The sequence below is a fragment of the Grimontia celer genome, assembly GCF_900055185.1.
GTDB classification, from domain to species: Bacteria; Pseudomonadota; Gammaproteobacteria; order Enterobacterales; family Vibrionaceae; genus Enterovibrio; species Enterovibrio celer.
Window position 1 is genome coordinate 820684 of the sequence record NZ_FIZX01000001.1, and the last position, 20527, is coordinate 841210.

16 protein-coding genes are annotated in these 20527 nt (G+C 48.6%); 8 read left to right on the forward strand and 8 right to left on the reverse strand.

Features of this window, described 5'->3' with window-relative positions:
- Window position 1: 1 nt before the first annotated feature.
- From GCE9029_RS03700 to GCE9029_RS03735, 8 genes are read left to right on the forward strand one after another with little or no spacing between them, the layout of a single operon-like run.
- Window positions 2-1135 carry an ABC transporter substrate binding protein gene (locus GCE9029_RS03700; protein WP_062663110.1) on the forward strand — a complete coding sequence of 378 codons (1134 nt, stop codon included), beginning with the start codon at window positions 2-4 and terminating at the stop codon, window positions 1133-1135.
- The gene (locus GCE9029_RS03705; RefSeq protein ID WP_082804264.1) at window positions 1136-1891 is read left to right on the forward strand and encodes a substrate-binding periplasmic protein; all 756 of its coding nucleotides are present in this window, start codon (window positions 1136-1138) and stop codon (window positions 1889-1891) included.
- Window positions 1875-2888: a type VI secretion system-associated FHA domain protein gene (locus GCE9029_RS03710; protein WP_062661081.1), complete on the forward strand. Its 1014-nt coding sequence runs from the start codon at window positions 1875-1877 to the stop codon at window positions 2886-2888. Before GCE9029_RS03705 ends, GCE9029_RS03710 begins: the two co-directional genes overlap by 17 nt.
- A gap of 1 nt (window position 2889) precedes the next feature.
- A complete protein-coding gene (tssJ, locus tag GCE9029_RS03715; protein WP_062661082.1) occupies window positions 2890-3375 on the forward strand; it encodes a type VI secretion system lipoprotein TssJ in 486 nt (161 codons plus the stop codon).
- A 10-nt stretch (window positions 3376-3385) separates the two neighbouring features.
- Entirely contained in the window at window positions 3386-4699 is a 1314-nt protein-coding gene (gene tssK / locus GCE9029_RS03720) for a type VI secretion system baseplate subunit TssK (protein WP_269449264.1), read from the forward strand.
- Window positions 4700-4704: 5 nt separating this feature from the next.
- The gene (gene icmH / locus GCE9029_RS03725; RefSeq protein WP_062661084.1) at window positions 4705-5847 is read left to right on the forward strand and encodes a type IVB secretion system protein IcmH/DotU; all 1143 of its coding nucleotides are present in this window, start codon (window positions 4705-4707) and stop codon (window positions 5845-5847) included.
- Window position 5848: 1 nt separating this feature from the next.
- Window positions 5849-9310, forward strand: coding sequence for a type VI secretion system membrane subunit TssM (tssM, locus tag GCE9029_RS03730; RefSeq protein WP_062661085.1), 3462 nt, complete (start codon window positions 5849-5851; stop codon window positions 9308-9310).
- A complete protein-coding gene (locus GCE9029_RS03735; RefSeq protein ID WP_231870030.1) occupies window positions 9307-10020 on the forward strand; it encodes a protein kinase domain-containing protein in 714 nt (237 codons plus the stop codon). The genes tssM and GCE9029_RS03735 overlap by 4 nt, the downstream gene beginning before the upstream one ends.
- A gap of 42 nt (window positions 10021-10062) precedes the next feature.
- Here GCE9029_RS03735 and GCE9029_RS03740 read toward each other — a convergent pair whose 3' ends face one another.
- The 8 genes from GCE9029_RS03740 to GCE9029_RS03775 all read right to left on the reverse strand — a co-directional run bounded on the left by GCE9029_RS03740 (window position 10063) and on the right by GCE9029_RS03775 (window position 20316).
- Window positions 10063-10362 carry a PAAR domain-containing protein gene (locus GCE9029_RS03740; protein ID WP_062661086.1) on the reverse strand — a complete coding sequence of 100 codons (300 nt, stop codon included), beginning with the start codon at window positions 10360-10362 and terminating at the stop codon, window positions 10063-10065.
- Window positions 10359-10934 carry a DUF6931 family protein gene (locus tag GCE9029_RS03745; RefSeq protein WP_062661087.1) on the reverse strand — a complete coding sequence of 192 codons (576 nt, stop codon included), beginning with the start codon at window positions 10932-10934 and terminating at the stop codon, window positions 10359-10361. The genes GCE9029_RS03740 and GCE9029_RS03745 overlap by 4 nt, the downstream gene beginning before the upstream one ends.
- Window positions 10934-12922 carry a type VI secretion system Vgr family protein gene (locus GCE9029_RS03750; protein WP_062661088.1) on the reverse strand — a complete coding sequence of 663 codons (1989 nt, stop codon included), beginning with the start codon at window positions 12920-12922 and terminating at the stop codon, window positions 10934-10936. The genes GCE9029_RS03745 and GCE9029_RS03750 overlap by 1 nt, the downstream gene beginning before the upstream one ends.
- A gap of 234 nt (window positions 12923-13156) precedes the next feature.
- On the reverse strand, window positions 13157-14383 hold the full coding sequence (gene gltS, locus GCE9029_RS03755; protein WP_062661089.1) for a sodium/glutamate symporter: 1227 nt from the start codon (window positions 14381-14383) through the stop codon (window positions 13157-13159).
- 278 nt (window positions 14384-14661) lie between these two features.
- Window positions 14662-15927 (reverse strand): glycosyltransferase family 87 protein, encoded by a 1266-nt coding sequence (locus GCE9029_RS03760; RefSeq protein ID WP_231870031.1) that lies wholly within the window; start codon window positions 15925-15927, stop codon window positions 14662-14664.
- Window positions 15928-16033: 106 nt separating this feature from the next.
- Window positions 16034-17836, reverse strand: coding sequence for an amidohydrolase (locus GCE9029_RS03765; protein WP_062661091.1), 1803 nt, complete (start codon window positions 17834-17836; stop codon window positions 16034-16036).
- A 70-nt stretch (window positions 17837-17906) separates the two neighbouring features.
- Window positions 17907-18920 (reverse strand): adenosine deaminase, encoded by a 1014-nt coding sequence (locus tag GCE9029_RS03770; RefSeq protein WP_062661092.1) that lies wholly within the window; start codon window positions 18918-18920, stop codon window positions 17907-17909.
- A 181-nt stretch (window positions 18921-19101) separates the two neighbouring features.
- On the reverse strand, window positions 19102-20316 hold the full coding sequence (locus GCE9029_RS03775; protein WP_062661093.1) for an NRAMP family divalent metal transporter: 1215 nt from the start codon (window positions 20314-20316) through the stop codon (window positions 19102-19104).
- Window positions 20317-20527: the final 211 nt, after the last annotated feature.

The following is a 20527-nucleotide window of genomic DNA, read 5'->3' on the forward strand; positions in this document are numbered from 1 at the left end:
CTTGATATCCACTATTTGCCTTTTGCTGTTGGTGTCCTTTTCTTCATTGGCGAGTGACAACTGGCCCGATTGGTTGGGAGATACAGTGAAACAATCAGCGGGAAATGACTGGCGTTTTAGTGGCGATCCTGAGTCACTGCAAATTCTTCCTGCCCGTGAGAACCCCAAAATTTGGGTATTGGTATCCCGAAAAGCAGCATCCTACGACACAGCATTGAAGACGATGCTTCAGGTCTACAAACAAGAGTTTGATGCAGTGTCGTTCCATGTCGTGAAATTGCCAGCTGCGTCTACTGACCTTAATGCTTTGCTAGAGAACGCTGAGGCGAATGCAGACTTACTTTATACCGTCGGTTCAAAAGCAACAGTAGCGGTGAGTAAGGCATACCAAGGCGGAGAGTTACCCATTGTTTCGGTAAATGCCAAAGACCCGGTATTGATGGGATTGGTGGATACCTATGAAGGCACAGGCAGTAATTTTGCTTACACCTCGCTGAATCTTCCTGCCAACGTCACTTTGAGCTTCTTGCTCAAGTACATGCCAGACCTTTCCCAAATTGGCGTGCTGTACGCGCGAACTAATGCTTCTGCTTATCTCACCCAATTTCTGCCGCTTCAGAAAGAAGCTGAAATGCGCGGTATCCGTGTATTGGCGATGGAAGTTGACGAAGCCATCGAAGACCAGACTCTCAGCACGGTGATGGAAGCCGAAATTCACGCCATGAAAACGCAGGATCCGGATCTCAGTCAGTCTCTTTTGTGGCTGACAGGTAGTTCCAGCCTTCTGTCCCGCGTGGACGAAATCAATCAACAATCTTCGGGCTTACCTCTTTTGACTGTGGTGCCCGAAGCCGTCAGCGGCAATGAAAACAGTGCTCTGATGTCTGTCGGCGTAAGTTTTGTGAACAACGCGCACCAAGCCGCACTTTATGGCATCCGTATTCTCCGTGATGGAGAAGCTGCTGGCAGTCTTCCTGTTGGCGTGATTTCACCGCCAGATATTTCCATCAGTTTCCGACAAGCCAAAAGACTGGGTAAGCCAGTGCCTTTGGTGTTGCTTGAGATGGCAAGTGATGTGTATGCGGACGATGGAAGAGCAATTCGTTCTCAGGGCATGAGTATGGAGAAACAATAAATGGGGGCGTGGAAGCAACCAGTGAAACGAATCAATACAGCAGCGAAATGGCTAACACTGACCGCTTGTGTCGTCGCATCTTCTCCAGCAATAGGGGCGAAGGCGCCCGACCGTTTATTGCTGACAACGCAAGAGTGGTTTCCGTATCAATATCAGGAAGACGGTGAGCTTAAAGGGCCGGGCATTGATGCCGTGAAATGCGTGATGAAGGAAATGAAACAGCCTTATCAACTCACGATGACGAAGTGGGATAAAGCGCAGCTGATGGTTGAGGTTGGCAGCCAGCATGGCTTCTTCCTGGCCTCTCAAAATGCGATTCGGGATACGTACGCTGTGTTTTCAGAGCCATTGGACGAACAGAATTGGAGTTGGGTTTTCCTCTCTGATTCAACAGATGTAGGCAGCGATAAATTCAAAGAGCACGTTGAAGTCGCAGCGCTTTTTGGCTCCAACAAATGGTTTTGGCTACACAAGCAAGGTTACAAAGTCGAGCGTAAACCCCGCTCTGCAAAGGCAATGCTCGATTTACTGTTGAACGGCGAAGTTGGCGCAATACTCGCCAATGACGCTGTGATTGACGAAACAATAAAACAACAAGGTGTCAGCTATCGGGCGATTTCTAGAAAGCGGGTAAAGAGCAACCCGCTAGGTGTTTATTTCTCACGCAACTTTGTAGAGAAGTACCCGCAGTTTATTGACACATTTAATTCTTCTGCCAAGAAATGTATGGGATCAGGCTATGCCGCTATCAATTAGGATTATTAGCTCGCCCTCTGGTGAGACCGTTTCAGAGTGGAATAAACAGTTCCCCGAAGAAGGCGGGGAAATTGGCCGCGCTTATGGCTCAACACTCCAACTGAGTGACGCGAGCCGTGAGATTTCCGGCACCCATGCCGTTATAAAAAAATCACCACGTGGCTATCAGGTGATGGACAGTAGCACTAATGGTTTGTTTATCAACGGTGCTCCCCAACCACTAGGGAAGGGCAATCAAACCACACTCAGTGATGGTGATGTGCTGAATGTAGGTCAGTATCGCCTATTGGTGTCTTGCTTTGTGCCGGAACAAGCAGCCATCTCAAGAGAAGCGAGTCTGGCTGGCACGCAATCAGTACCTTTCAGTGATGACCCATTTGCCAGCAGTGCTGCGGCTGATATAGGGGAAGCACCGGTAAGGCCTGCACCGACATTCTCTCCCAATATGGGAGGACAATCGTTCCAGCCATCTCAATCTAGTCAACCACAGTCCAATGGATTCAGCGCTGATTTTGGCTTCTCTCCATCTTCCGACCTTCACGGAGACGATCCGTTTCAGCAGGCACCTGAACCACAGCAAAAGCGCGCCTCCTCGCCACAAGATCTAATGAAGGATTTTACGGATGATCCTTTCGGCGACGATGAATCAGGGGAAAGTTTTCCAAGCTTCACGGCGACACCGGAAGACGTTTTTGAGCCAGTGGGTAACAACCATTCTTCATTAGCAGAGTACCTGACGCCTCGCGAACATGAGCAACAGTGCGTTGAAAAAGCCATGGAGCTTGCCTTTGCCCGTTTACTGGAAGAAATGTCGCCAGATTCACTGGAGCATATGTTCAATGACCTTGTGCGGCCTTCGTTTTTCGGGCGGAAACCAAAGTACTGGGACATGTACAAACGTTATTTCCAGCGACAAGTATCGAATAGGGATTGGCAAATCAAGTTTGGTGCATATTTTCAGGAATCCTACCGCCTGCTGAAGATGGGAGAGAAATAAGGTGAAGCTGTATTTCATATTTTTTCTCTCCTTGTTGCTGACAGGATGCAGTGCCTCGTCGCTGAACCCTCTCAATTGGTGGGAAGATCCGTTAGCGCCCGTTTTCACGATAAAAATTGATGCGGCGAGCAATATCAATCCGAATGTGGATGACTTGCCGTCACCGGTAGAGGTGCGCGTTTATCAATTGGCGGACAGTGAAGCCTTCAATCAGGCCGACTTTATTCAGATTTATAACGATGACCAAAGCACCCTTAAAGCAGGTTTGCTACTAAAGCGCTATTTGCCAAGTGTGATGCCAGGAGGCTCTGAACTTGAAGTGATCCCGATGAGCCCTGAGACAAAGTTTGTCGGTGTGATTGTGGCATTTGCCAACTACCGGGAAGCAAACAACAAAGTGATTTTTGAATCGTTGGGTTATTTCCCTCAAACCCTTTCCCTTCAACTGGATGGGATCAACCTAACGATGACTGGCGAAGAGGATTGAAGCCGTGGACATGAAAAAGGTCGTATGGAGTGAGGGCATGTTTCTTAGCCCTCAACACTTCCAGCAACAAGAACGGTATTTGGAGCATTTCACCAAGTCCTATTGTGGTCAGATTGCACCGGAAAACTATGGGTTATCACAGCTTGAGCTGGACGCTTCGATGCCAAAGATTGGCAAGGTGGGTGTGAAAAGCGCAAAAGGTATATTCCCTGATGGCACACCTTTTGAGCTCACCCAAGGCCTAGTAATAGATGTACCCAAAGGTACGTTGAACAAGCGTGTTTATCTGGCCATTCCGGTTTACCGCACCGGTGTGGTTGACGTGGGTGATGGTCTGCACATGCGTAATACACCGCTTGAATACAGCGCGTATGACACCACCCGCGACCACAGCGATGCTGTACCGCTGGAAATTGCCGAGCTCAACATTGTGTTGAAGATGGAAGGGGAAGACCTTCAGGATTACACCTTGTTGCCTGTTGCGTTTGTTTCTGAGCATAAATCGGAAGGTGAAGTACTGCTGAACAAAGCGTTTGTTCCTGCCTGCCTGAGCTTCATGGTGTCTGATTACCTTAAAGATTGTGTCTCTGAAATCTATGCCCAGATGCAATACCGTGCACAAACCATTTCTACCCGTTTGCAAGTGGATAGCGGAAGTAAAAGCTATCAGGCGCTGATGCGTGATTATCTGTGGCTGCAAACTTTAGGGGGATGGCTTCCTCAGATCCGTCATTGGATGGAGACTGGTTCGCTAAATGCTGAAGCCCTTTATCTCGAATGCATCGCCATGGTTGGGCAAATGCAGGGGCTGGAAGGTCGTATGCCCGAAGAGTTTCCAAAGTGGAATCCTAATGCCATGTACGACAATTTCTCGTTGGCATTTGCGGAAATGCAAGTGCTGCTAAGAGAAGTGCAGTTGGACAACGTAACAACACTGCCTTGGGATTCCAGCCTTTTTGTTACCCGTCGTCTACTCAGAACCATCGTGAAAGATCGTGCGTTGTTCAATAACGGCCGCTTCATCATGGTGGTTTCGTCAGACAGTCTGGGTGCCGTTGAGTTGGGTGAACAGTTCCCGCTGGCCGCCAAGCTGTCAGGGAACAGTGACATCGCGGATTTGGTTCGCAATGCCTTGTCTGGTGTCGATCTTCGCTATCTTCCTGTTGCGCCGACAGAGCTCAAATCCCGCAGCAATGCAGCGTACTTTGAGGTGAATGTGCATGCAGAGCTTTGGCAGGTGTTGGTGAAACGCGATGAACCGATTGCGCTGCATATTGATGAGCGTGTAGGTAACGTCAATGTTGAACTTCATGTGATCAGGTAACGACTATGAGCGGATTGTTTAATGAAGAACCCACCATTGTCGTTCGACGACAACCAGCTCAGTTTCAACCGAGTGCACCCCAACAGGATGTGATGCCGGAGCTGGGTGACAGCGCACAGGTGATTGAAAATTTGGCTGTCTATGGTAGCCCTTTGCTCAATGCTGCAACTGAGCTATTGGGTACTCTCGTGTCTTTGCCACGTCAGGGTGAACCTAGAGACCTCGATAGATTCCGACAGCAAATTCTAGACGGCATTAGCAATTTCAAACGTCGGGGGCTTTATCTGGACTATCACCCAAGTGTGATTGAAAGAAGTTGCTTTGTGCTTTGTGCGGCTTTCGATGAAATCATCCTTTATACCGAGTGGGGTCAAAGGGCGAGATGGGAAAACCATTCGCTGTTGAGCAAGGTTTTCAATCAACGTAATGGCGGTGAAGTCTTTTTTGCGTTGTTGGAGAAAGCTTGCCAGCAACCGGCAAAACTTACGGATTTTATCGAACTTCAATACTTGCTGATCATGCTTGGCTTCCAGGGGCGTTATCGTCACGTTGACCCGAGCGCTTTGCATGATGTGAAGTCAGATGTTTACAGTATACTCCGCCATTATCGTGAAGAGTCCCGTCTTCCTGTTCCGAACACACCGCAACTGAAAAAGTACAAGCAACCCAAGAAGCCTCTGAGTATTTCTAAGATCGTCGTTTGGACAGCCGTTTTACTGGGCAGTGGCTATTTCGCTTCTGAGTACTGGTATCACAACAGAAGCGCTGCATTGCTTTCTCAGTTCTCCCAGCTTGATTTAAGTGATGTGAATCTTGCTGAGACCAATCAGGATTTGGTGTACGTCAGTACGCCTGAGGATTTGGGGCTAGCGCCGCTTGTTCCTGATGAGCCGGAAGTGGCAGAAACGAAAACGTCTTCCAATGTGAATTGGGAAATCCTTCTGGCTGTATTCTCACAATCCTCTGATGTCATCAAACTTTCTTCTGAACTCAGCAAGTCAGGTTATGACACTTATTCCATTGAAACAGACAATGGCACCGAGCTAATCATGGATGCCGGCACGAATCTCAGTGCGATCAAGAAACTTAAGAATGAACTGAATGTTCGCTACGGGCTCAATGCGACCATCCGGAGGGCACAGCAATAATATGAAAAAGGCAATCCTCCTTTTCTTACTGGCAATTTTGTTGTCAGGTGTATGCATTGCAGGCTGGTGGTTTACACCGCAAGCAGAGCAATGGCAATGGTTGAAAATCACCTTGCTGGTGGCTGCAGTATTGTTGCCATTGATTGTCCTGATCATAGGTTTGATAACGCGCCCTAAAACAGAGGAGTCAATACAAAAGCACGACCAACAAGTGCTTTTGGAGCAAGACACCAAAGCCATTCGCGATATTTTCGCAGCTTCAACCAAGAAAATCCGTGGTGACGGCAACCGCAAGCTTTCTAGCATGTATGCACTTCCTTGGTACCTGATGATTGGTCGCCAAAACAGTGCGAAGAGTGCGTTGCTTCGTCAAAACGACATGGAGCCGGTGCTGGATATTCAGCTCAGCGAAAACGACGCTAAGCAATACCTTCGCTTCTGGAGTAACGACTATCTCGTCGTTCTCGAAGTCGGACATCGTATATTCGACCATGATGGCGTCGACAGTGCGTTATGGAAAGTGCTCGCTCAACAGCTGATGAAGTATCGCCCAAGACAAGGGCTAAATGGTGTTATCACTGTTGTTGAATCAAACCGTTTGATTGAAGCGGACAAAAAGGAGCGACAGGCGCTTGCGGCAACCCTTCAGGATGCCATCTTGTCTTTGGGTGAAAAGCTGGGCGTTGATTTGCCTGTCTACAGTGTTTTCACCAAGGCTGACACTATCTCTGACTTTGTCCCTTTCTTTGAAAGTTTCTCTGGGCGTGATGTTGATAATCCATTCGGTATTACGCTTTCCAATGACGACACTCACCGCTTTGATGCGATGCAGTTTGACGAAAAAGCCAAGCTGCTTCTCAAAGAGCTGGTGAAGCAGCAAATGACGCTGCTAAGGAATGTCAGCAACGAACGCACAGACTCCGTTGTCGCGCTTCCGTATCAACTCCGTATTTTCTTTGATCAGGCAAAGAGTCTGATGGCAGACGTAGGGAGAGAGAACCGGGTGCGAAGTGCCGTATGGGTACGAGGTGTTTATCTGGTTTCGAGTGGGCAGAGCGGCAAAGAGTTAGATCTGCTGACTCAGGTAGTGGCAGAAAAAGCCGAGTTCAATGCCTTATCCCGACGGGAACAACTTCCTGGACGTCGCGGCTATTTTGCAGCAAGGCTTTTCTCTGATGTCTTGCTTCCTGAACGCACGATTACGGCGATGAACCCATTCCGACAAACACGTTATCTAGTGTCGAGAACCGCCATGGTGGCAGTTGCACTTCTGTTTGTGGGTGGCGTTTCAGCGGTGGTTAAAGAAAACTGGGATGCCGATGAAGCGTGGAGGGCTCAAGCGTTAACGCAACTGGGGCTTTACCAAAATGATATCAATCGTTTAGCGAAAGAGCCTCACACCATCATTGATACCATCACAGTATTGAACGAGCTGCGTGATGTCGTCAAAGAAGGTGTTGCGCCTAAGCCTTGGTATGGCGTAGTGAGTATCAATCAAGAGGAAACCGGGCAGGAGGTCTATCGTATTTACGAAGAGCAATTGCATCTGTTTCTTTTGCCTCGAGTTGAAGAGCTGATTAGCAATGAACTCTACGTGTATGTCAGCTTAGGGAATCCAACCCGTATCTTTGAAATTCTGCGTTTCTACAAGATGCTCTTCAACGAGCAGCAGTTAGATAAAGATGCCTTAGTTGGGTATCTGCTGGAAAATTTGGAAGATCAGGGCGAAGCGTCAGTCGAGGATGTGCAGACGCTTTCCTTGCTGCTTGAAGATTTGTTTAGTAGCAATTACGACCATGCGATCAAACCTAATGAAGAGCTGATTTCGGTAGCATCAAGCAACCTTGAAGGCTTGTCACCTGAAAGGTTGATTTACGCGCGCCTGAAGAGCCTGCCGAAGTACCGTACTCAGGTGGACCTTCGTCGCCAGTTGGGTGACAAATTCGATGTGCTGTTTGAATTCACTGACGGTTTTCATGGTTATGTGATGCCCGAAGTGTTCACCAAGCAGGGTTTTGAGGCTCTGGATTTATCGGCTTCTTCTCCTGTACTGAAGCAGCAATATCAGGAGTTCCGCGCTATCCAGGGCGATTTGTCTCCGGTTTCCATTACGGAAATGACGGCCCTGAGCAAACAAATACAACGTTTGTATTTTGCTGACTATATCTATCGCTGGCAGGATATTCTGACCAACATCAGGGTGAAGAATTTCACGTCTACGACAGACATGGCGTATACGCTTCGATTGGCAAGAGAACCAGCCAGTGGTCCGCTTATTGATTTGTTAGATGCGGTTGTTATCAACACGACGCTGGCAAAAGAAGAGTCAGCCGATACGGCAGGTGTCCAGAAAGCCGCCCAAAAGCTGGGGCTTGGCAAAGTGGCTAAGGCAGCAAAAACCGCTGACAAGGTCAACAAAGTTGCTGGTGACAAACTGCTAAAACTTCAGCCAAGTTACGTCGTCAATGAAGCATTTGCTGGATACAGCTCTTACCTGAAAGGACAAGGGAAAGAAGGCAGTCCGCTTCCAGTCGATCAGTTAACCGCTCAGTTTGACAGCCTTAATACTTACTTCGATACAGCGCTGACTAGCCCGGATCCAGGCAAAGTCATGATGGATTATGCCATTGCCCACGCTCAGGGTAGTCAGGATCCACTTGTTCAGTTTGGTCGGGAAGCCAGTAAAGCGCCGGGTCAGGTGGCGAAATGGATTAACTCTATCGAGCGACAAGCCTGGGAGCAGGTTATCTTGTCGAGCGCTGGCTATCTGAACAAGCAATGGGAACAACGTGTCTATCAGTTCTACGCTGCAGCGGTAGAAGGACGCTTCCCATTTTCGCTCCAAGGGCGTGGTGAAGTGGCGATTGATGACTTTGCCAGCTTCTTCAAGCCACAGGGTAAAATCGACAGTTTTATCGACCAGATGCTGATGCCATTTGCTTACTGGGATAATGGCCTATTGAAGCTTCGCGAGATTGACGGGCAGGTGATGCCAATCAGTGCTTCGGCCCGGTCTCAGCTGAAAAAGGCCAAGAGCATCAGTGAACTTTTCTTTGGCTCTGCGGGGCAAGAACTGGCGCTTCAGGTTTCAATCCGCCCAAGCTCGATGAGCACAGACGTGACTGAATTCCAGATGCGTGAGGTGGAAAATGTATTCTCTTATCGCCATGGGCCGAGAGTGTGGAGCGACGTGTCCTGGCCGTCAATTGGATTGGATGGCTATCTCAGTACCAGTTTCTACCAAGGCGACAACCGTGTGGCGACCCGTTCTTACTCTGGCGAGTGGGCGTTGTTCAGGGCAATTTTTGATGGCGATTCCAGCTCAACAAGCGACAGACGCATCAACAAGCTAAAGTATGAAATAGATACGCACAAAATCGTGTTGGATTACACGTTATTGGATAGCTCAATTGCGCTGAATAAGGACCTGTTCACGCAGTTCAATCTACCGAGGCGCCTATGATGAATGCCAATGAGCTGAAGCTTGTTGCTGAAGCGTTGGCTATGAAAGAGAGCTGGCAAGAGGGCACGATCGTTGATCGAAAATATCAACTTAGCCAGCCTCTCAGCTCCAAGCCTGTGGCGAATGCCTATCTTGCAACAGAATTGGAAACCGGAAATTCGGTGGTGCTTCGAAGAGCGCCACCGGGTGCGGAAAGAGGCAGTCTTGAAAGAGAATGGGAAGCGCTTAATGCATGCAAAGGAGAAGGTGTGCAAGAGGCGCTTTCTTTATATCCTGCTTCAGGTTTTCTTTCGGTTTCTTTTTATGCAAACAGCACACCTCTTATCGCACTTAATCCAGAGCAAGCTGAGGCTTTTCCGATCCTTCTGCCAAAAATACTGAAAGCCATTAGCCATTGTCATAAGCAGGGCTGGATACATGGCGATATCAAGCCTTCCAATGTTATTTGGGATCACGACACCAATGGGATTTGCCTTATTGATTTTGGCGCAGCCTTACCGATTGGTCTCTCCCGAAAGAACCTTGCAGCGTGGCACATGAGTAAAGGTTTCTCACCAGACTCTCAGGTGCAGGGGGCGGGTATCGCGCATCCGTCAGATGACTGGTTCGCATTGATTCGCTGGATCAGACAACTGGACGATGTGGAAGTGTCTGAGGTCGCGAGACATAATCTGGACAGAACGTTGGAATGGCTAGGAACGCAGATGTAATCTGCGTCCACTTTCTTTTTTTTCTCGCTACGTTTTCTCTTGTTAGCCGCCGATAAGAACGGTCGGCATTCCTACCACTATGGTGCCGCCATGCGCGGTCATGTCACCCATACGCGCAGCGGGCAGGTTACCGAATAGCACCGTCGCGCTGCCTTTAGTAATGGTGTCCGGTGGACCGACACAGGTGCACATTTGTCCAACTGTAGCTGCGGGCATATTTCCTACCAGCACAGTGCAGGGTAAAGGAAGTATAGGACCCCCAACATGTGGTATTGGCGGTACGGCTGGTGTTTGCATAGGGCAAACATGCATGTCGCCGGCTCTGGCTGCAGGTAAAGTCATGCGGCACTCCCTATGTTTCCATTTCCGCCATGCGCGATGTTAATGCCCATTTCGATAAACTGGCGATATCGATTCTCGGCCTCGGCACCGTCAGGAAGAATGGCGGTAAGATTGATGGAGCCCCCAACCGCCTGTGCGTATAGATACTCCGGTGGCGGGACAACGGGATCTGTCGGACCTGTCATGCTGCCTCCGCTCCAGAATACAGCTTGTGCTATCCAGCCAGCTCCATTTTGGAGAGTGGCAGTATTGGCGGCTTGTTCAGCGTATCGACGGCTGGTTTCATCGGGTGTGTGTACCCAAGCTTTTGCTGACCTGATGGCGTCTTGCTCTTGCTCGCTCCAGTCGCTGCGAAGACCTGCACAGCAGCATCCCCACCATATGGATTCACGAACTGGCAGTGCGTGTGCGAGGAAAATGACTGCATCGGCAAACTGTCCTGCATTGACGGCGCGTTCGAGGAGCTGTTGTGGGGTAAGGCCAGGCTCGATTAGCGGTAAAATGCCATCCTGAGGTTGGTAAAGCTTCAAAATATCATCCGCAAAAACCTGGGGTATTTTTACGTAACTCATTAGTTCACCTTCGCGATTGCGCCTTGAATTTGTACCATGGCGCCGCCTTTTACTTCGGCCATTGCGCTGCCGTTAATGCTGACCATTGCCCCTTTGATGTCTGCTTTTCCTGAACCTTCAACCGTCACCATTGCGCCCTTGAGTTCCGCTTTACCACTGCCGTTGATGCTAATTTGAGGTGCATCGAGTTTGATGCCACTGTTGCTGATTTCCAGTTTGCAGGCACCAACAGAAAGGGTGATTTTGGTTTTCCCACTGATCTCGATGGTTTGTCCGTCAACAGACACTTTGGAAGACGCTGAAATTTCTGCGTTGCTGCCAGCATCGACTTTGACATTTTTATCCGACGACAAAGCCATATCGGCTTTACTGTCGACGGAATACTTATCTTCGGTTTTTGAGGTAAATGCTTCTTTGCTGGAAATGTCGATCGTCTTCTCGACCGCCAGGCTTTCTTTGCCGGTAACGGTGCGTTTGGCGTCATTGAGCACTTCCACCATCATGTCTTTTTCTGCATGAAGGAAAACCTGCTCTTTGTCTTTGGCATCTTCAAAACGAAGTTCGTTACCGTTCTTACTGCTGCCTTTTGGTGTAGAGCGGGTTTTGATACCACTTTGGGTGGCTGAAGAGTAGGGCGGTACATTTTTGGCGTTGTAGATTGAGCCTGAAACGACAGGCCTGTCTGGATCCCCTTCGATATAACTCACTAACACTTCATCGCCAATTCGTGGGATAAACTGAATACCGAATCCGTTACTGGCGGCCCCCTGAACGACAGGCAGCCAGCAGGAGGCATTCTCGTCACTCTTACCATCAACATCCCAATGGAACTGGACTTTCACCTGACCGCTTTTGTCTTTATAGATCTCTTCACTGCTTGGGCCGCTGACCGTAGCGGTCTGCACGCTATAAATGCGAGGCTTATCGATGTAAGTAGGGCGGTAATTCGTTTTGGATGGAATGCAGGAGAAGCTGTTACTGCTTTCGAATTGTCTGCCGCTTTCACCACCGGAAAAGCGCGATGAAATGGATACGACGACATATTCCTGATTGTACGAAGTAACAGGATGACCTGAGAGGGTAAATTTCCCGCCGACGTTGAGTGGCGCTGCTTTGGAAGACCCTTTGCTGGTTACTTTGGTCGCATCATTCGCTTCCATTTGACGCTTAGCACCATCGCGGATGGCTGACTTGTCAGAGAAACCCTGTCCGTAGCGATACTCTGTGAGTGTAGATACGCTTGCGGTGCTTGATGACTTCTGGGCACCACTGCTAATGGCTTCGGCAATAGATTCGCTGTGATCGCCAAGGGTCAAAGACGAGGCATTCACCGTTGTGTTGGTTTGCCAGGTTTTTAGTTCGCGGGAAGGCTCAGGGTAAGAAGACTGGAACGTCAGTGTACTGTTTGTGATGGCTTTGAACGCCTGATTGGTATCACCGATGACAACAGAGGGCGTTGTGCCTGAATGATCGAAGTGATGGTGCCAGCCTTCAAAGCTCAACAGGCGTTGAACGAAGGCGAGATCTGTTTCGTCCGCCTGGGTGCAGTATTCATGAGTGGTACCAGAGCCGGATACTGAAATCTTCACATAGCTCTTAATGCCTGCACTGGAGAACACAGACTCAATCACCTGCTTGGTGGACATGTTCTGGAAGATTTTTCGGTTGTGGCGGAAAGCAAGGAGCGACAGCGGGTCTTTGGCCTCTACTGTGTAGTAGTAGAGTTCTTTTTCTTCACTGTAACTTTGAAAGCTAATGCCGGTGAGAAGACCGGAAAGCTTGAGTTCTTCGGCAGGTGTCGTGACTTCAAAAAGCGTCGTTTTACCCAATGACTTTTCGGAAATTTCATCTTCGCTGACGATAGAAGCGCGAAGCTGACAGAAGCCGGACAGTTGAGCGTCCATATTCAGATCAGTGACAATATAGGGTCCCTTGCCATCAATCTTCCCCGTAATTGGGCGCACACTTGTTTCGTAAGACGTCCCCATATGTTGCCCCTTTAATCAGACTATCCATAGTGCGGGCTAACTTCGTTTATGAGATTTTAACGCACTGTTAAGAAAATTATTTTTATCTTAAGACATCTGATATTTGAATAGGGGAAAACAGGTGTAGTTGCGACCTTGATCGAACAATTGTGCAAAGCATTGAAAGCAGGTTGCTTAGTGTTCAATGAGTCATGGTAGTAGATAGAAAAATCCCCGCATGAGGCGGGGATTGTTTTAGCCGATGAACGTCAGTGTGGTTTGTAGAATGATTAGGTTGACGATATCAATGAAGAACGCGCCCACAATCGGGACCACCATAAAGGCTTGTGGAGATGGGCCGAAGCGGTTAACCACTGAACCCATGTTCATTACGGCCGTTGGTGTCGCACCAAGACCAAAACCGCAATGTCCGCTCGAAATCACCGCTGCATCATAGTTCTTACCCATTACACGATACGTGACGAAGTAAGAAAACAGCGCGAGCATCAGAGACTGCACCATCAGGATTGCAAGGAATGGTAACGCCAGATCGAGAATGTTCCAGAGCTTCAGACTCATTAGTGCCATGGCAAGGAACAGTGCCAGTGAAACCGTACCCAAAATATCGACAGTTTCCACATCCAGCTTTTCTACTTTAGTTACTTCGAGAACGTTGGTAATGACAACGCCGATAAACAGGGCGTAAACAAAGTCTGGGATCATCAGCCAGCTGATTTCAAAACTGCTGACCCACTGTTCGAGATACTTTGCGCCGGTCACACAGATCAATAGGACAAACAGGGTTTCGATGACTTTTTTCGCAGTAACTTTGTCTTGCTCATTCTCGTTATAAGTGACCAGTTCAGGGAATTGCTCATGCGTATTGTTGGTGTTGCCGTACTGGGATTTTAGCTGTTTTTTTTCTACCAGACGTTGAGCAACCGGGCTGCCAATAATACCGCCCATCACAAGGCCAAAAGTGGCGGAAGCCATGGCAATCTCAAGCACATTCTCCAGTCCATAAACATCCTGGAAGGTTTGAGACCATGCTGCACCCGTGCCATGACCGCCCGAAAGGGTAATGGAGCCGGCAATCAAGCCCATCAGCGGATCGAGCCCCAGCGCTGTTGCCATCGAAATACCAATGCCGTTTTGCAGCACGATATACAGCGAAGCAACACCGAGAAAAATAAAGACCTTTGCGCCGCCTTTGAGGAGTTGAGTGTAGTTTGCCGCCAGTCCAACGGTTGCAAAGAACATCAGCATAAAGGTGTGTTGTAGCGGAAGGTGAAATTCCAGTTCAATGCCATTGAAGTGCAGCGCAGTAATTGCACCTGCCACCACCAAGCCACCGACGATGGGTTCGGGGATGTTGAACTTCTTAAATGCGGATACGCGGGCGTTAATAAAGTGTCCCAGGAACAGCACAAAAATCGCAATCAGGAAGGATTCAAGTGCGCCCACGGAAATGAGTTGATTCATAAAGCCTCTGTGTTCTCATCATCTTCCGTAATGAGTGAGAGTCTTTTTCTAGCGCGCTTTGGAGAGAGTATTTGACTAAATCTATTGGCGGTATCCATAACCGCGAGCGCTTGCTGGCTTAAAACAGGGCGATGTTATCTCATATTGTTGAATAGAATGACAAGTCTATCCGGGAAAATATTCACTCTATTTATGTGGAATTGAGTACAAAAAAGACCGCGCACAAAAGGCGCGGTCTTCTGTTTTTAGGAAGAGTAAGCAAGGTCAACAGACCCTATCTAGTGTTGCGGAAATAGTTTGTGTCGATAAGTCGCCACGATGAAGGCAATCAGAGGATAAAACCAAATCAGGTGATTAGCGTGGATTTCCTTGAAGGTGACTTCAATGATGATTAGGAGCAAGGTGAAGCAGACGAGGGTTTCCTCGGTGGATAACGTCCGTCCAAAGTTTCTTACCAGCAAATATACCAAAGCGCTGAGCTGTGCGAGTGGGAACAGAACGTGTAGTACTGGGGGTGTGATGGAGTACAAACTGGTGGAGTCATAGTTGAGGCCAAAACGGAGAAAGAAGACGTTCTCCATCAGGCTTTGGTAATCCCATACAAGAAAAGCCATCATCGGTGTTACGCCAATCACGCACCCTGCTAGAAATGTCATTCTGATGTCTTTCCGAAGGAACATGGCGAGCAGGAAAGCGGCAGGGGAGAACTTAGTCGCAAACGATAACCCCATCAAAATACCAGCCCAAAGCCATTTGTCCCGCTGTGCGAATACCATTCCCAAAAGCAACAGGGAGACTGGATAAATGTCGTTCGCACCAACCTGGAAAACCTCGTACCAAAGACGTTCCGGCAGGAAAAATAGCATTAAAGCGATAAGTACAGTGCTTCGTACTTGCCAGCGACTTTGACCTTTCATGTTGCCAACAATAAGCATGCACATGGAAATAGCTGCAATGGCGAGAAAAACCATGCTCATGACTTTGTAACCAACCCCTGGGAAAAATGCAGAAGGTGCATAACCAAGCAGCATTGCCGGTCCGTAATGAAAGCCTCTGTGTTCGGCTGCAAGCTCTGGCCTGATGTTGATTTCCTGACTGAGGTAAGGGTTTTCACCTTGGAGGAACAAGAGTCTCGCTGCGTGCTCCGTGGTATAGCCAATATCTACAGTAGGTGCGGTGAAAAGAGCATCGCCATAACCGTTTAACATACGGTAGAAAATGGCAATAACAACCAGCGAGGCGAACAGGGCTTCACCAATAAACAGGAAATTGGGGAGGGATTGAGTTTGTTGCCGATGCCTGAAAAGGGTTAGACAAAGCGCGAATAGCCCACTGAAACACAAAAACTTGGTGAAAGGCTGTCCCCAGTCATAGGTCTGGAAAAGTCGATAAATGCAGTAAATAAAGACAACAGAAAATAGCACCGACGATGCCGCCAGTGTGAGATTGAGGAGGTGTCGAAGCGTAAGTCCGTTCTCCAAAGTCGTTGTAAAGCGCATAGCAAACCCCTGTGTGTGAACACTGGAACCAGTGTTCAGGATCATGCTCGGCTATTTTATCCCCTATCAATAAGCCTATACCTAAATGAAACAGATTGCGCATTAATGGCAACCTGTTTTGCAGTTTACTGATTTTTTTGGTTAACAGATCCTAGTGTTTATGAGGGATCAGGCCCGCAATCATCATAGTGTGAGAGGCGAGTTTCTGGCATCTGGTCGAACTGGCACAGCTTTCCAAAGCCGTTTTGTCATTGGCTTTGGTATAAATGATTTCACCGTTTTTAATCGTTGTTAAAACAGAAATGTTCGCGAGTTTCATTGGGTCGATGGTGAGAGGATTATCTGAAAGTAAAACCAAATCGGCGACCTTGCCTACTTCAATCGAGCCTTTGGTGTCTTCCTCAAAATGTTGATAGGCAGACCAGATGGTTTGCGCTTTCAGAGCTGTCATTGAAGAAACTCTCTGATCTTTCCCCAGAATGCGACCGCTACGTGTAATGCGGTTAACTGTTGCAGAGTAGACCCTCATCGAATCCGGGAAGGCGACCGGCGCATCATGATGTGAAGTGAAAATCATGCCTCTATCCATTGCCCAGCCCGTTGGGGAAATGTTCTCTGCACGTTCATCACCCAAAACGGATTGTGCATGCCAGTCTCCCCAATAGAAGGTGTGCATAGGGAAAAACGACGGGATAACGTTAAGGTCTTTGAACGCCTGAACCTGATCTTCACGGGCAGTCTGGGCGTGAATAGCCACGAATCGACGTTCTTTTGCGCCATATTTAGCCGTCGCATTCTTTACTGCGCGGATGTACTGGTCAATCGATGCATCACCATTAGCGTGGGTGAGAAGTTGCCAACCGTTTTCCATCGCCATCCCGACATACTTCTCGGCGTCTTCATCAGACATGATTGGGTAGCCGCGGTACTCCGCATTTTGGCCCTCCGGTGGAACAAGGTATGGTTTAGTCAGCCATGCCGTTTTTCCCTGTGGTGAGCCATCCAGCGTCAGCTTGACGCCGCCTAGGCGGAAGCCATTGGTATAGGATCTGCTGAGATAAGGCGCTTTCAGAGTCTCGGTACCGAGTTGAATGTCAGTGTAGGCAACAACATCAATCGGAAGCGGGTCATGCTGGGCAATCTCATACATGGTTTTGATGCTGTCGGACATGGACCTGCCTTCCTGCGCCGTGGTGTAACCGTATTTGGCGTACAAATCCATACCTGCACGGAACAGCATTTCGTTTTCATCGGGGCTGATTTGCGAAAATAGCGGGATCAAAGCGCCAAAGAAAGCGGACTCTTCCAGTACGCCGTTGGGTTCGTCGCTCCCCTTCACACGGCGAATAACACCCCCGGGAGGGTTCTTGCTTTTCGCAGTCAGTTTCATCATCTCCAGCGCCTTGCTGTTCATCACGCCAAGATGGCCAGATTGATGAATAATGAGAATCGGTACTTCAGTGGATACTTTATCGAGATCAAATCGCGTCGGATGTATCTTTTCTTTAAGCTGGGAGTCGTCGTAGCCAAATCCAATGATAAAGTCCTGTGCCTTGTTAACAGGCACTTCCGCCCATTTCCTAAGGGCTTGCTGCAAACTGGCAATATCAGTCACGGGACCATCCGGAGGCGACAAAAGGTTCGCAGAAACGGCCTGCAAACCTGTATTCATCACGTGGCCGTGGGCGTCAATAAACCCAGGGATCATCGTGAGTCCCTTTAAGTCGACAACCTTGGTTTTGTCGCCTTTTAAACGCAGCACATCAGCATTTTCCCCAACTGCCAGAATCTTCCCGTTCAGGATTGCCACCGCCTGAGCCTCAGGCTGCGCGTCATTCACGGTAACAACCTGCGCATTGTGGTAAATAGTGTCGGCAAAAGGTTTTGGTGGGCTGGTGGCAAGTGCTGGAGCAGTAATGAAGAGTGCTGTGAGGGCAGCAGTTGAAACTTTCATGGAGACTCCTTGGAATAGCAAGACGGGCTAAGCCCGCCTTTAATTCAGTGCATTATGAAACTGATTGGAATCAGTGTATGCCGTGTTTATCCCAAAAGTCGTCCAGATTTTGCATCATTTCCTGCTTGCGCTCATCAGATACAAATGAGGCTTCAATCGCGTTACGGGTGAATTGCGCCAACTGTGATGGGCTGGGAGACAGTGCCTTATTAAGGGCAATGAAATTGTCTGTCATATAACCACCAAAAAACGCAGGATCGTCAGAATTCACAGTGACACAAAGACCTTGGTCCAGGAGGGTGAGTATGTTGTGATCCTCCATTTTGTCGAACACGCGAAGTTTGATGTTAGATAGCGGACAGACAGTCAGTGGCATTCGAGAAAGTGCCAGAGTTTTGATCAGCTCAGGGTCCTCACTGCTTTGAACTCCGTGGTCGATGCGGCTGACATGGAGCAGATTTATGGCATCCCAAATATTGCTGGGTGGCCCCTCTTCACCCGCGTGGGCCACGGTTTTTAGTCCAAGCGCTCTGGCTTCAGCAAATACGCGCTCGAATTTTTCCGGTGGGTGCCCAAGCTCAGAGGAATCTAGCCCAACAGCAACAAGGCGATTGAGGTGAGGTTTCGCCATTTCCAACGTTTCAAAAGCGGCCTCTTCTGATAGGTGGCGGAGGAAACACATAATGAGTCTGCTGGTGATCCCCAGCTCTTTTTCGCCCTGACGGAGCGCGTGATAGATACCGTTGATAGCGGTATCGAACGCAATGCCTCTCTCAGTATGGGTTTGTGGGTCAAAGAAGATTTCCGTATGCATGACGTTGTCAGCTTTGCAGCGAAGCAGATAAGCCCAAGTCAGATCGAAGAAATCGCGTTCGGTAATGAGGACATTGGCACCTTGGTAGTAAATATCGAGAAATGATTGAAGGTTATGGAAGTGATAGGCGCTTCTGGCTTCCTCAACACTGGAATAGGGCGTTGAAATACCGTTTCTTTCTGCTAACTCAAACATCAATTCTGGCTCTAAGGAGCCTTCGATATGAAGGTGTAACTCGACCTTGGGTAAACACCGGATAAACTTTTCCATCGTCTTCTCCCTGTTTGTAACTATCTGAAAAATATAAATTGGAAGGGCAAAATCTTGAGAATGGAATGCTGTATGGATAAAAGCTAGTTGGTGTTGACCCATCGGTCAAATTTTGAGGTTGTTTCTAGAGTTCACAAAAATGCCGCCTTTGACAGGCGGCATTTCTAAATGAAAAGGAAGCTTAACCAATGAATTTGGCAATGAAGTTCTGCACATTTCCCAGGCTTGAAATCGCCATGATGACGACAATGGCAGCACCTGAAGCAGTCAGATAAATCGGGTGCTTGTAATCTCCTACAATGTCTTTGCGGCGCGTCGCAGCTAAAACAAAGCCCAACACGACAGGGAGAATGATACTGTTCACCAGACCTGCCAGCATCAGCAGCAGGATTGGCATGTTCATCATCACGGTACCGACGCTGGTAAAGATGATGAAGCCACAGCACCAGGCTTTTTCGTTGCGGGCAACAACCGGGAACAGGGTTTTGATGAGTGAGATGGCCATGTAGGAGTTACCCACCACCGACGTGATAGACGCCACAAACAGCACCAGACCAAAGATAAAGTATCCCATTTCCCCTGCGCCTTGACGGAATGCGTCAGCGGCTGGGTTGGCTGTATCCAACACTGCACCTGCAGCAATCACACCAAACACGGCCATGAAAAGCAGAATTCGAATAACGACGGCGATTGAGATACCCGCCCAAGCCGCTTTGTTAATATGCTCAACGTTGTCTTTGCCTTGTAGGCCGATATCAACTAAACGCTGTGCACCAGTGTAGTAACCACCAACAGCACCACCGACAATAGTCAGGGTTGGAAGTAGCAGGCTGCCCATGTCCGTTGGCATCACTGCCGCTGACAAAGTTTCTCCCATTGGCGGTAGGCTGGTCATCGCTACATAGGCAATCAACATAATCATGAACAAGCCAAGATACCGCGCCATTTGGTCCATGCGTTTTGAAGCGTTGTGTACGACAAACAACAGGCAACCGACAACACCGGTAAATAATGCACCCCAAGTGGTATCAACCCCAGTGAGTACATTGATACCAAGTGCTGCGCCACTGACATTACCGAAGTTGAATGCAACGGCTCCCAGAGCCAGCAAAATACCGATGAAGTAGCCTGCACCCGGTGCAATTTTGTTGGCAATATCCTGAATGCGAAGACCAGATACACCAACAATTCGCCATAAGTTCATCACAATGCCGAAGGTGATAAACATAGAGGCGAACACAGGGAATGCCATGTCGATTTTATAAATGTTGGTGAAAACAGCGGTTTGCGTCAGAAAGCCAGGACCAACAGAGGTGGTAGCCATTAAGAACGCGACGCTGAAAATGGCTTTGGATTGCCAGTTCGTATTGAGGTGAGTATGTGCTTTTGCGGTCATGCCGATTCCAGATTTTGTTGTCTTCCTATTTATTAAAAAAAAGAAAAACAACTGACCGGGATCAGCTGATAAAGAGCGATTAAACTCTTGAAAAGACAAGCTCTTGCGAGCTCTCTTTTTGCTGGGCGCGGATGTTAATGGTAACCATCAGGCAAGTCAATCACTGAACCGCAAATAGTTTGCGGTTTTTTCATCTTGGTTTTCGATGGTG

What these genes read in the sequence shown, in the direction of transcription:
- GCE9029_RS03705 (WP_082804264.1), top strand. Translation starts at nt 1,136, where the DNA reads ATGGGGGCGTGGAAGCAACCAGTGAAACGAATCAATACAGCAGCGAAA.
- GCE9029_RS03710 (WP_062661081.1), top strand. Translation starts at nt 1,875, where the DNA reads ATGCCGCTATCAATTAGGATTATTAGCTCGCCCTCTGGTGAGACCGTT.
- tssK (WP_269449264.1), top strand. Translation starts at nt 3,386, where the DNA reads ATGAAAAAGGTCGTATGGAGTGAGGGCATGTTTCTTAGCCCTCAACAC.
- icmH (WP_062661084.1), top strand. Translation starts at nt 4,705, where the DNA reads ATGAGCGGATTGTTTAATGAAGAACCCACCATTGTCGTTCGACGACAA.
- tssM (WP_062661085.1), top strand. Translation starts at nt 5,849, where the DNA reads ATGAAAAAGGCAATCCTCCTTTTCTTACTGGCAATTTTGTTGTCAGGT.
- GCE9029_RS03735 (WP_231870030.1), top strand. Translation starts at nt 9,307, where the DNA reads ATGATGAATGCCAATGAGCTGAAGCTTGTTGCTGAAGCGTTGGCTATG.
- GCE9029_RS03740 (WP_062661086.1), bottom strand. Translation starts at nt 10,362, where the DNA reads ATGACTTTACCTGCAGCCAGAGCCGGCGACATGCATGTTTGCCCTATG.
- GCE9029_RS03745 (WP_062661087.1), bottom strand. Translation starts at nt 10,934, where the DNA reads ATGAGTTACGTAAAAATACCCCAGGTTTTTGCGGATGATATTTTGAAG.
- GCE9029_RS03750 (WP_062661088.1), bottom strand. Translation starts at nt 12,922, where the DNA reads ATGGGGACGTCTTACGAAACAAGTGTGCGCCCAATTACGGGGAAGATT.
- gltS (WP_062661089.1), bottom strand. Translation starts at nt 14,383, where the DNA reads ATGAATCAACTCATTTCCGTGGGCGCACTTGAATCCTTCCTGATTGCG.
- GCE9029_RS03760 (WP_231870031.1), bottom strand. Translation starts at nt 15,927, where the DNA reads ATGATCCTGAACACTGGTTCCAGTGTTCACACACAGGGGTTTGCTATG.
- GCE9029_RS03765 (WP_062661091.1), bottom strand. Translation starts at nt 17,836, where the DNA reads ATGAAAGTTTCAACTGCTGCCCTCACAGCACTCTTCATTACTGCTCCA.
- GCE9029_RS03770 (WP_062661092.1), bottom strand. Translation starts at nt 18,920, where the DNA reads ATGGAAAAGTTTATCCGGTGTTTACCCAAGGTCGAGTTACACCTTCAT.
- GCE9029_RS03775 (WP_062661093.1), bottom strand. Translation starts at nt 20,316, where the DNA reads ATGACCGCAAAAGCACATACTCACCTCAATACGAACTGGCAATCCAAA.